General features: G+C 33.8%; 14 protein-coding genes and 1 pseudogene. 7 read left to right on the forward strand and 8 right to left on the reverse strand.

Translation table 11 applies throughout. The features are described 5' to 3' along the window. Positions 1–119: 119 nt before the first annotated feature. Positions 120–608: a hypothetical protein gene (locus tag GFS03_RS11855; protein WP_153424278.1), complete on the forward strand. Its 489-nt coding sequence runs from the start codon at positions 120–122 to the stop codon at positions 606–608. A gap of 22 nt (positions 609–630) precedes the next feature. On the opposite strand, the pseudogene GFS03_RS13795 reads toward GFS03_RS11855, so the two are convergent. Then, a pseudogene (locus tag GFS03_RS13795) lies at positions 631–916 on the reverse strand (ATP cone domain-containing protein). A 242-nt stretch (positions 917–1,158) separates the two neighbouring features. Here GFS03_RS13795 and GFS03_RS11865 point away from each other — a divergent pair. After that, a complete protein-coding gene (locus GFS03_RS11865; protein WP_153424279.1) occupies positions 1,159–1,461 on the forward strand; it encodes a hypothetical protein in 303 nt (100 codons plus the stop codon). A gap of 5 nt (positions 1,462–1,466) precedes the next feature. On the opposite strand, the gene GFS03_RS11870 is transcribed toward GFS03_RS11865, so the two are convergent. The 5 genes from GFS03_RS11870 to tsaA form a co-directional block, all read right to left on the reverse strand. Further along, the gene (locus GFS03_RS11870) at positions 1,467–2,246 is read right to left on the reverse strand and encodes a hypothetical protein (protein WP_153424280.1); all 780 of its coding nucleotides are present in this window, start codon (positions 2,244–2,246) and stop codon (positions 1,467–1,469) included. 503 nt (positions 2,247–2,749) lie between these two features. Beyond that, positions 2,750–3,121, reverse strand: coding sequence for a winged helix-turn-helix transcriptional regulator (locus GFS03_RS11875; protein WP_153424281.1), 372 nt, complete (start codon positions 3,119–3,121; stop codon positions 2,750–2,752). Positions 3,122–3,161: 40 nt separating this feature from the next. Beyond that, the gene (locus GFS03_RS11880) at positions 3,162–4,565 is read right to left on the reverse strand and encodes a hypothetical protein (protein WP_153424282.1); all 1,404 of its coding nucleotides are present in this window, start codon (positions 4,563–4,565) and stop codon (positions 3,162–3,164) included. A gap of 133 nt (positions 4,566–4,698) precedes the next feature. Next, positions 4,699–5,094 carry a CBS domain-containing protein gene (locus tag GFS03_RS11885; protein WP_153424283.1) on the reverse strand — a complete coding sequence of 132 codons (396 nt, stop codon included), beginning with the start codon at positions 5,092–5,094 and terminating at the stop codon, positions 4,699–4,701. Between the two features lie 55 nt (positions 5,095–5,149). After that, positions 5,150–5,557, reverse strand: coding sequence for a tRNA (N6-threonylcarbamoyladenosine(37)-N6)-methyltransferase TrmO (tsaA, locus tag GFS03_RS11890; protein WP_153424284.1), 408 nt, complete (start codon positions 5,555–5,557; stop codon positions 5,150–5,152). A gap of 12 nt (positions 5,558–5,569) precedes the next feature. Between tsaA and GFS03_RS11895 the strand changes: the two genes are divergently transcribed. The 4 genes from GFS03_RS11895 (at position 5,570) to GFS03_RS11915 (ending at position 8,865) form a co-directional block, all read left to right on the forward strand. Beyond that, on the forward strand, positions 5,570–6,397 hold the full coding sequence (locus GFS03_RS11895) for an ABC transporter ATP-binding protein (RefSeq protein WP_153424285.1): 828 nt from the start codon (positions 5,570–5,572) through the stop codon (positions 6,395–6,397). Further along, positions 6,378–7,121 carry an ABC transporter permease gene (locus GFS03_RS11900; protein WP_153424593.1) on the forward strand — a complete coding sequence of 248 codons (744 nt, stop codon included), beginning with the start codon at positions 6,378–6,380 and terminating at the stop codon, positions 7,119–7,121. Before GFS03_RS11895 ends, GFS03_RS11900 begins: the two co-directional genes overlap by 20 nt. 247 nt (positions 7,122–7,368) lie before the next feature. After that, positions 7,369–7,848 (forward strand): NUDIX hydrolase, encoded by a 480-nt coding sequence (locus GFS03_RS11910; protein ID WP_153424287.1) that lies wholly within the window; start codon positions 7,369–7,371, stop codon positions 7,846–7,848. Positions 7,849–7,875: 27 nt separating this feature from the next. Further along, positions 7,876–8,865: a hypothetical protein gene (locus GFS03_RS11915; RefSeq protein ID WP_153424288.1), complete on the forward strand. Its 990-nt coding sequence runs from the start codon at positions 7,876–7,878 to the stop codon at positions 8,863–8,865. A gap of 128 nt (positions 8,866–8,993) precedes the next feature. On the opposite strand, the gene GFS03_RS11925 is transcribed toward GFS03_RS11915, so the two are convergent. Together GFS03_RS11925 and GFS03_RS11930 are read right to left on the reverse strand one after the other, a co-directional pair. After that, positions 8,994–10,046 (reverse strand): ISNCY family transposase, encoded by a 1,053-nt coding sequence (locus GFS03_RS11925; protein ID WP_153424290.1) that lies wholly within the window; start codon positions 10,044–10,046, stop codon positions 8,994–8,996. A gap of 72 nt (positions 10,047–10,118) precedes the next feature. Then, positions 10,119–10,604 (reverse strand): hypothetical protein, encoded by a 486-nt coding sequence (locus GFS03_RS11930; protein WP_238699118.1) that lies wholly within the window; start codon positions 10,602–10,604, stop codon positions 10,119–10,121. Between the two features lie 52 nt (positions 10,605–10,656). Between GFS03_RS11930 and GFS03_RS11935 the strand changes: the two genes are divergently transcribed. Beyond that, entirely contained in the window at positions 10,657–11,736 is a 1,080-nt protein-coding gene (locus tag GFS03_RS11935; RefSeq protein WP_153424291.1) for an FAD-binding oxidoreductase, read from the forward strand. Positions 11,737–11,774 lie beyond the last annotated feature (38 nt).

Here is an 11,774-nt window from a genome sequence, read left to right on the forward strand (position 1 = left end):
AATGGATTCATTAATACTTGTGATTTATTCATATTATGTCGCTCTTTTTCTGTTTCCAGTAAAGTGAAACGTGTTTTGAGACGAGTTCTTTAAAAGAGCTAAACGTCTAAAGTATCTCAATGAAAACCTCTCTACTAGCATTAGCCCTAGTAGGAGCATTCGTAGCAGGCCTAGCGACTGCGGGTGTAGCGGGCTATGGACCACTAGCATATATATCATACCATATCATAGTAAGTCAGCAACAAGGTCAAGCACAAGTAATACCAGCATATATTAACTTAGGTAATTTAACCGCTGGGGAAAAGGGCAATACAACTGCAACTGCGGTAATTAACATTTCATCTAATGGGACATATACAATAGATTTGCTCCATGCTGATAAGCTACAAAAAGTTTTCAGTAATTTCACAGTAGAACTGAAGATAAACAATAATACTATAACTCTCACACCAGAAAATGATAGTGCTAATGTGAAATTAGCAAGTGGATCCTATAATGTTTCAATACTAATAATATTCCAAGTATCCCAGCATCCTAAAGGAGATTTAAACGTTAATCAAGAGCCACTACTTATTATTCATCCACAAGGAGATAATACCAATAGTTAAAAGGTAATTTTTTTAAAAAATTTTATTTCTGTAATTCTTTTTCGGTATCTCTTTTCTTGACCGCTCTATCGTAGATAATCCAGTTCTTGTACCATTCTTCATTTTCCTTCCTTAAAAATCCTAGAATTATACTTGTCAATTCCTTTGCAGTCACCTTATCTTTTCCGTCCATGTGTATTTTTCCGACAGTCATGTAGGCTATTTTCCTAAGCTACGTTAATTGGTGCACCAGTTTTTAATACGCTGACTACAATCTTTTCCCATATAAGTTCCTCTTCAGATCCATCTCTTTTAACCACTTTTATCATAATTTTATAATACTCTTACTACAATTTAAAATTTTTTATTGATCAGTGAGTTAGTTATGTACGATAAAGATTAACTCATATATACATAAAAATTAGCTTCTACGAGAAAATTATGTTAGATGTAAACTATCGTCTCTAAAAAGATTTCTAATGTACGTTATCAACTATCCCCCTAACTTAGTTATGTTCATAACTTCCAGTTTAAGTTAAGATATATTTTAGGAAAATCACTTGATTTTTGCATGTTTCAAAACATTTTTATTCATAAAATGAGAGTTTTTATTATGAGTATAGAGATTAATGAAAAGGGTGTTACAATAAAACTACCTACTTTATCTACCTTTATTTCATTTTCCAGAGATCAAATAGAAAGGGTTGAAGAAGTGATACCTCCTGATGAGATATGTAGATTCGCAAGAAATAGGGGAGTTATATTTGCTGGAAGTACAATAGATGGAAAGATAATGTATTATAATGTAAGGAAAGGGGAGAAATGTTTACTATTAGTTCTTAAAGATGGAAGAAAGGTCTATGTAGGAACGTGAATTATCTAACTAATTAGTACAACTTTTTCATTATTTATTTTTGTTAGAAGGAATTTCACCTCATTGAATTTGAGCGAATCTTTGTGAACCTTTACCCCCATTTCATTAAACATTTTTATAATGTTATCATCTATCCCTACTAGCCCCCATCTTGGGATTAGATACTCATAATCGTAGTTTAAATTTGGTGTAATTACAATTTTCTCTAGAAGTTCCTTAGCCTTACTCTTATTGTAGGAATATATAATGTAGATCATAAAGGCATCCAATTCCCTTTTGTTGTATAAGTTTTCAATTACCTTATTGTAAGCCTTTTCAACTGACACTCTAAATAAACTTCGTAAATTCTCATATATACTTACGAAGTCCCATCCATAAGTTTCTATGAGCTTCTGTACTGCTTCATCTGCTATTGTGTCATATATTTTCACGTTATTTATAGAAATATTGTCAAAAGCATATTTTAAATAATTATAATCATTATTTCCACTTTTCTTATCTTTCAAATAACATGCTTCTAATAGATCTCCATAAAATCCACCCACTTTTATTACACTATCGATGAGACTATACGTTATTATATCCGAATATTTGGATAGAGGAATTACTTTGTAATAGAAATACCGATCAGAATTTATTTTGTTAGCTATATCATCTCCTATTTCTAGCCTTGAGAAATCTACCTTAGAACCTAATTGATCAATTAGAGATATTTCTCCATTTATTGAAGTCAATGTGTAATCATCGAATTCCACCTTATATTTCCTTTTTCCCTTAATTGGCATTACGTTAGTGTGTGATGATTCTCATATAAAAATTTTTAGGGATGTTAAGTTTTACCTCGTTAATGAGATACCTAAAATTTGCCCTCACATAATTTTTACCTAACTGAAGGACTCGTTATCTATGATGGGGGTAATAGAGTATGAAAAATTTTGAATTTGTACTTTGGGAATTGTTCAGACTTACCCTTGGCTCTAGATGAAACACTCGCTTTAGAAGCTAGGAAAAATTATGCTCTCAATCGATTAGATCATAAGTCAAGCTCTACTCATCTAATATCTTCCCTCTCATTCAATTCAATATATTATTCATGGATATTCTAGATCTCGTTAGGGTTGGATTCATATTGATGTAATCGTAATTCACATGGGTAATGTATTTTTCTCAATGTTATCACTACTCGCTCTATTATTCTCTTCAGATTTTATTCCATAAAGTCTTTCAATCAAAATATTTTATTGTCAAAGAATCCTTTTAGCCCTATTTATCGTCTTTCACTGTAGTTCTAAAAATTCTCATTTATTCGAATACTACTTGTTGGTATAGCAATTTGTGATAGAGTGAATTTCTCTCCCCATTTTCTAAGTTCATCGAATACTCTTTTCAGTTCCTTGCCTTTATCCGTTAATTCATAGACCACAAGAACCGGACGAGAGTTTATAATTCTTCTCTCAATTATCCCGTAATTTTCCAATTCTTTTAGCGTCTTCGAGAGTGTTTTAGAACTTAACGAAGTGAGCTTTTGAAGTTCATTAAATCGTTTAGGTCCCTCAAGTAAATACCTTATTGTTATCAACTTTGGCTCACTTCCTATTACGGCTATTGCGGAAACTATTGGGCATATTTCCTTTGGTTTATTAGATTTAGAAACTCTCATTATTTACACTTAACATAGCACGTCTTATATACTTTACGTACTACGATCTTCTTTTCCTTATTGCCACTATTGATGCGATTGCTAACAATATTACAACTATTCCAGAGATTAAAACAAGACTATTAGCTCCATATGGAATTGGAGGTTGTTTAGTTTGTGTTATAGTTAATAACGGATGGTTAGAGTATACTATATAATACGTTTCACCAGGCTCAAAAGCTACTAGGTACAAGATACCGTTATGTGTGAAAAAGTCTGTTTCATTTATGAATAATATAGAACCATTAGGTAACTCTTTCAATATTAAAAATGTGCCATTATATTTAGGAGTTATTGGTATTAGCGAGATTGATGAGTTAAGGTGGACAATTATTTTTTCAGCCAAGAATACTGTATCTTGAATCGTAATATTAGAAACAGATATATTTTTCGGATATGAAATTTGAATATTATAGACACTACCATTATTAAAAGCTAAGAATAATCTTGATGTATTTTCTATACTGAATAGTAATCCCATTTGTTTATTAATATTGACAAAGTAAGAAAACGTAATATTGGCAGTACTTTCTACACTATTATTTCCAATTCCCAATATTATTGTGCTATTATTAATTGATGTAGTAATAACATACTTAGGTGTGTAATAATCCGCGTTGAGATTTTTCAAGATTAATAGGCTTGAGTTATTTACCTCTATGAACGCTACAATAGTCCCATAAGTTCCAAAGAACTCTACTGCTGTGATATTACTTGATTTCCATATCATTGAGGGTAATAAGGTATCGTTGAAAAAAGATGACATAGAGACGTAAAAGTCACTTATATTTTCAAATGTTCTATACGGTATAGGTAACTCAGTTGAAATTGTTGTGTTAAGATAAGATTGTAACGTAAATATTGTATAGTTTAAGCGTATGAGGGGAATGGATATTTTTTGGTCGTTACCAATTGAAACATTTAAGGTATATATTGAAGAACCGTTTAAGTATTGTAATTCTAAGGTTCCGCTCCCATTTATATAAGCGTAAGCTGAAATGAGGGCTGGTTCAGATATATATCCAGCCCATATAACTTCTTTTAGGCCCGATGTATAAAGTATAACCTTAGTTAATTGTGGGATGCCACTATATATTTTTAATTTTTCTCCATCTATTGTAACATTTATGATTGAGTTGTTATAGTATACTAAGCTCTGCGGTTTAAGCAAATATGTCGTTCGATTATAGTTGATCACTACTTGCGATATATTACTATAGATCATCGCGTCTTCAACTCCACTTACCACGGTGTAATTTACATACTCAGCATTTCGTATTAAGTACGTTGAATATTGTTGTATAATTAACTCTTCTTTTTGTATATTAGAATGTTCTATTGGAGTAATACCTAATGATATCAAGAATAAGAATAAAATAATATACATTATAAATTTACTTCCCATCTGCTCTATTTCCGGATTGTCCCATTTAAATTCATCTACTAAATTAGTACTAAAAAATATTTATGACATGGAATTAGATTGTTGTCAGTATTTAATTCGTTCCTATTCTAACAATTTACTTCACTAAGACAATTCACCATATTGCAAGATCAAGTGCTAATAGATTAACTGCCTTAGCTGCATCTCTAATTGATATTACTCCTACTAGTTCCCCATTTTGTCCAACTACTGCTAGATGTCTAACGTTATTTTGATACATGATTATCAATGCTTCTGTAATATCCTTGTCAGGGGTAATTGTTATCAAACCTTTCGTCATGATTTTAGAAACTGGAGAATCTAACAATATTTCATCAGCTACTGCTCTTAAAATATCCCTTTCAGTAACTATACCAATCGGCTTATTTTTCTCATCTACAATTATAAGTGATCCAAGCTTTTCCTTTTTCATAATCTTTGCAGCATCTCGTATACTTATTTCAGGCTTCGCTGTAACGGGATTTCTAACAATCAAATCTGCAACATACATAATATATTATATGCTTGTATTAGACTATTTATTTTTTCTCTAATATATAGAAACATTACACGACATCATGCCATGTTGGGACTTTTATTTTTTCTGCCCTATCCCATTTATCGTATGGCTTTATATCGAGAACTGGAGTATTGTTAAATGCGTTTATACCTTTACCTATTATAACATTACCTTTAATTTCAACAACTTCAGCTACAGATATACCTATAGGATTTGGTCTGAATTGGGATCTTGTTGCGAAAACTCCCACCATAACTCCCTTCTTTTCTCTCAATAATCTTCCGTCAAAGTTAGCTAGATGTAGATGATATATTACTATAATGTGGGAGAACTCCTCTAATCCTTTTAATCCCTCCTCATATTCCTTATTTATATGGATTTCAACGGTTGCATCTCTAGATGCTGAATTGTCATTTCTCTTTATAAAACCTATATACTTAAAGCAAGCATCCATTAGTATATATTTGTGCTTGAAACTATTAATCTTACTAAGATTTATAAAGATGGAACTATAGCCTTAGACAATTTAACGTTCATGGCGAATAGTAGAGTCGTCACGCTTTTAGGTAGGAACGGAGCTGGTAAGACAACACTAACTAGAATTCTTTCTACCCAATTGTTACCCACTAGTGGGATTGCTCGGGTAGAAGGTTATGATGTAGTGAAGGATGCCAAGAAAGTTAGAAAAATAATAGCGTCAATACCTCAAGAGGCTAAGCCAATAGGCATAGCAAGTCCCATGGAACATTTGGTTATGTATTTAACATCTAGAGGATTATCGTTTAAAGAGGCTACTGAAATTTCTAGGAATGCTCTCAAAGAAGTCGGACTATGGGAGGCTAGAGATAAACCAAGTGACGAGCTTTCAGGAGGAATGAAAAGGAAGATTTTTGTCGCTATGGCTTTAGCGTCAAATGCTGAGTTAGTGCTATTGGACGAGCCTACTACAGGGTTAGACCCATATTCTAGGTTAGAAGTCTGGTCTATACTAAAGAGCATAAAGAGTAAAATTTTATTAACTACACATTATATGGAAGAGGCTGAAGAGCTTTCAGATGAGGTAATCCTTCTGCATAAGGGCAAACTAATAGCTAAGGGAAGCATAAAGGAACTTTTGGCTAAATTTGATAATAAGGTTAGGGTAGAGGGAATTGGAGAGTATAAGATAGGAAGATTAAGAATTAGTTATGTGGATAGGAATGAGGCATCTGATTACGTAGGGAAATACGTTATTAAGCCAATTACGTTGGAGGATCTGTTCATAATTTATAGTGGTGAGAGTCTTGAGGACTAGTTTTCTGTTAGCTTTTACAATATTTTATGGAGTGTCCTCAATAAGGAGAGGATTCGTATATGTGTTAACTTATCTTAGTATACCTTTAGCTGAACTGTTTTTAATATATATCATCACGAGAGGAGATTTCGTAAAGTTTGCCATTGTTGGAGGATTAATTAGCGTTATGGCTAACAACGGTTTTTCACTAATTGGCGATTTAGTGTTCTTAAGGCTTGAAAGTAGACTACAAGATTTGTTGGTTGCAACTAGTATAGGGCCTAGTGAGTATATCATGGGGTTAATGCTTGCAAATCTACTATACTCCTCTCCTGGTGTTATATTATACGTTATACTTGCGTTAGTGTATCACGTTTTGAATTTAATTAACTTCATACCGTTATTAGTTGACATTACTCTTCTCTTGTTCGCAACATCCTCCATAGGGTTCTTTTTGGCTAGCTTGGTACCTCATACAAGATATGGTTGGGGCCTCGCTGGTCTTCTATCTAGCATTTTAACCATAATACCACCTGTATTTTATCCCTATACCTTCCTCTCTAAATCTCTCTACGTTCCCTTGCTCGTAATACCCACTACAGCTTCTGCAATATTCTTACAAGGGATCACAAATTTAGTGAATACAAGTGTTGAAATGTTAGTTGTATCATTTCTAGTTCTATTATTCGAATCTGTATTGTTCTTTTTCCTCTCTGTTAGGTTTAGTAGATGGAGAGAAAGATGATAGCAAAGAAGAATTAGAGTTAACTTCATATTCTATAAATATATAGCCACAATTAGGGCATTTTTTCACAACCTTATTATTAATATGTTCCACCAGAATTTCAACAACTTTACCGCACTTAGGGCATGTTCTTCTAGCCATGAGATACCTCTTTTCCTATTAACCTTTTAAGCGTTTTTCCATATTGGTGAAAGTAGAAGGGCAGTAGTGCATAAAAATTAATTAGAACTATTTTAAGTTTCTAATTATGAACATTAGCAAACTTCTTCAACTGCCGCTAATTGATGATAATGAGAGTGATGCGGCGGTTGTAGTATTAATAGCTAAAGGCCAGTATATCATGTTGATAAAGAGGATTACTAATCCAAAAGATCCATGGTCGGGTCAAATGGCTTTGCCAGGAGGTCATAGAGAAAATAATGAGAGTACTCTTAAAGCAGCTATTAGAGAATGTGAGGAGGAGGTTGGAATCAGACCAAATATAAGGGCCAGTTTAGGAGTATTTTCACCCAATAACGCTAAAATAAAAGTTAGGGCGTATATTGCATTCCTTGATGAGCTAATAGAACCGAGGCCGAATCCAGTGGAGATAGATAAGGCATTTTGGGTTCACGAGAGTGAATTTGTAAGAGGAGATAACGCATTTTACTATAAGCAATATAGGATTTGGGGAATGACATATAGAATACTTTCTAAATTGTTTGAAATAGTCGAACTTAAAATTTAAATTTTATATATAATTAATGGTAACTGAATGATAAGAGCTGAGATTCCAACTTCATTATATATAACTTTTCAAGAGGTGATAAAGGATGTTGCAATTTATGAAATGGATGATGTTGTTATAATATCGTTAGATGACTCTTTAATTGAAATAAGAAGATCCATTAGTTCTGGAATTGCCAATACCGCTTTCTATTATGGAGAGGAAAAGCTATGCGAAATCTTTGATTTAAATGAAGTCCATGACTACGTTAATCAAGGACTGTACAAGTTTAATGATTATAAGGAATCTGTAAGGTATTGCTTATTTTCGATTTCAAAATTTATTAAGGAAAGATCTATTGAGGTCTCTTCTAAGAAATTTCTTTACGCTAACGCTGGGATATTCAGCAATATAAATAATTTTATTGAAGGGAATTATCCAATATTGGGTAAGAATAAAATTGAGGATGAAGTTCAATATTTGATAAGAGCTAATGATAAGGTAATAGTGTTGAGCGTGATAGTATCTTCAATAGAAAATAAGAAGATTTACGCTTTTGCTAGTATCGAAGATGGGGATGATAGTAGACAAATAGCTGTCTTATTTAATGATAGAATATATTATATTGATGAGTTAAAATTTGAGAACATTAATAACATCGAGACTGGGATAAGTAAGATAGTTGATTATATAATAAATTATGACGAGAGTAAGGAAGAAGAAATTGACAATTATTTGCTACTAACGATAAATAAAATAGGTAATCTCTCCGAAAGGTTTATTACTATAAGGAATATTATAGATGCTATAAGTGATATCGCCTCACATGTTAATCTAAGGATAAATTTTGATCACTTTGACGGAGATATTGATCTGAAGTTGATCGAAAGTCAAAATATTATTAGTATAGGTAAGGTTAAAGATAATAAAATACTTACGATAAATGGTTATGAAACAATAAATGACGCATATAGTGCAATTAGAAGATTAATAGAAATTGGGATTGAGAAAATGAGGAAAGAATCTATTTATTATTGATGCAAATTCTCTTTCCTTTTCTCTCAATAAGTATATCACACTCATTGAATGAAATCCAAAATTTTACTAAATCTCCTTCCCTCGAGATAAAGGACGCTGACTCATCTTCAGTTAGTACTTTATAGATTTTATCGTAGTCTGAATAGTTTCTTATAGTCAAAGAAGTATCCATAAACGTTTTTCAAGTACCTTGAGAGAGCCTTTACACCAAGGTGGGAACCGAGCTCATACTTCAAGATGTGGAGGAAGTTCACAACTAGGCCAACAAGCTTCATGTATCCGAGGATCTTGACTACGCTCTTGAACGAACTGCTCCTAAGGCCTAGGACCTTCAAATCCCTTATCACAGTTTCAACATCCCACCTATTCTCCCAAGTCGTTATTACCTCCTCAGAGGTCATGGTTAGGTCGGTCGTGAAGAAGTACCTCCTCCCGCAACCTTTATAATTATTAACTACAATTAATTTAATAGGAACGCCGAGGTACGTGACGGAGAACTCTCCCTCGGGGAACTCGGCGACCGGCACGGATCTACCTCCCTCGGTAACCCGCGCGCTCGCCTTAAGTTCCGAAACAACACCGGGCAGAAGAGTTCTCCTGTTCACGTACCACGAATCGAACGCTATTGAACTAACGTTAAGCCTCCTCCTCACTTTCTCTATCAGCTCAATTGCGATTTCGATCTTCGTTCTGAACTGGACTGGCTTCCCTTCTTGTTTCAAGATATTCACGACTTTTTGTGGTAGGTAGATCTCGAGGTGGATCAAGTAGACCTCGTTGGTTTCCAAGTCCCTTATTGTGGCTACAAGGATTTGGTGTGCTGGGATGTAGGTTTTATCCTTCCTGGAGTAGAAGAATTGGGTCATGTGAGCTGAGACCCACGCGGCTTCAGCGTAGTATTTCTCGTTTAGTGTGTCGTCTATTGAGAGCTGGACCTTGTGTTCCCCTACTAATTCCTTCACTACTTCGATTAGATCGACCTTAGCGACCTCCTCTAACTTCCTCAAGGCGTATTCGTAGTCAATTCCAGCCGTGGTGCACTTGGCCCTCATTGATCCATCCTCGATCAGAGATGCACCCAGTAACTTCACTAGGGATTTACTGCCTAGCGTCTTCTTCACTTTCTCTAGGTACTTCCTTACCTTTGCAAATCCCCTGTTGAAGAGACTCGTTATTTTCATTGTTTAGTCTTGGTATTATCATCCTAAAAAGTTTTTAAGGTATTTCAAATTGACGTCATTTTCAGGAAACTACTATTCAGTGTTTAACCATATTGCATACCTTCCATCCAAAGTGTCCATATGAGATTTGAACTCCACAATCCCTATTTCATCTAGAACTCTTTTAGCTAAAATAAGTTTATCAATCCACGATTTTACGAAATTTACCTTATCCTTAGCTTCCTTTAGTCCAAAATATTTATAGTAAAATAGTGATGGTGTATATATTGCTTCCAATACGGAATTATCACCAATAAAATATATCTTTAGATTATATTTTGTAAGAAACGAGACTATTTCATTGATCTTACTCATTATCTCATCAAAGTTATCGGTCTCGTAAGCGAATCTATGTTTCACTAATTCTGAAATTACATCGTCCACTTGCTCACAGTGGCCGTTCTGACATTTGGATAGTAACAATACATTATCCCTCGTATATTCGAACACATAATAAAATTCTCCACCCTCACAAGGTATCAATTTGTCTTTATTTACGCAGTAAACGTATCTTGACACAAATATACTCTCGATAAAAAACTATTTTTATAATTTATCCACTTTTTTATTAATGGATTGGATTGATGAATTAGCTAGAATCGTCAAAATATCAGACGGAAAAAAAGAAGGCTCTAGTAGATGGAAAATTACAGCTATACCACGAACTTACGAGGAACTTAAGGACGTGATTAAGTTTGCTAATGAAAGAAAATTGTCTATTTATCCTTTTTCATTCAATATGCACCATATAGGTCCTTCCATTAATACCGATATAGGAGTTAAATTAAGCCAATTTGATAAAATTATTGAGATTTCAGACGAGGATCTTTACGTTACATCACAAGTTGGAGTAAAAGTTTCGGACTTATTTGAAATGATAAAAGCCAAGGGCTTATTTCTTCCAGCATATTATGATGGATCCTTAGGAGGATTGTTGGCAACCAACTTACCTACGCCCTTTTCTTCATTTTACGGTTATCCTAAAAACTTAATATTAATGGCTAAGGTGATTACTGGAGATGGTATCATAGTCAAAGGTGGTGGTAAGACCCTTAAATTCTCTTCTGGCTACAAAATACACAAAATTCTATCTGGTATGCTGGGCTGGTTAGGTATCTATCTAGAGGCAACACTAAAGGTATATCCATTTCCTGAAATAATTACCACATTTCAGACTGATAAGATTGCCTTAACAAGTAAATACAGGCCAATTTCCATAATATACGAAGTTGATGAGAAAGGTGAAAGGACTCATGTTACATTTATTGGATTTAGAAAAGCAATGAGCAAAATAGAGGAGGAAATTGGAGTAAAAGGACAAGATGGTTTCTATGACGTGAACTACATTAATGGCGAAAGTGTTGTTTCAATCCATACTGTAAGAGGGAGAGAGGTTGAGGAGATTAAGAAGGCTAAGACTATTATGAAGGTTAAAAGGGGAATAGGAATTATTGGGACTGGTTATTGTAGATTGGAAGTAGATTCATTTGAAAATCTAGAGGTATTGAGGCGAGAAATAAATGGACATGTAGTAGTTGAAAGAGGAGATTATAAGGGAGATTACTGGGGAATTAGCGATAAAGAAACGTTGCATAAGCTTAAGGAAGCTTTTGATCCCAATAATATTCTTCTACCCGGGTTATTACTTTAATAGAGAAGTTTATATAAGTCAGAGAGAAAATAGAAACA

This window comes from Sulfolobus sp. E5-1-F (genome assembly GCF_009601705.1).
Classification (GTDB): Archaea; Thermoproteota; Thermoprotei_A; order Sulfolobales; family Sulfolobaceae; genus Saccharolobus.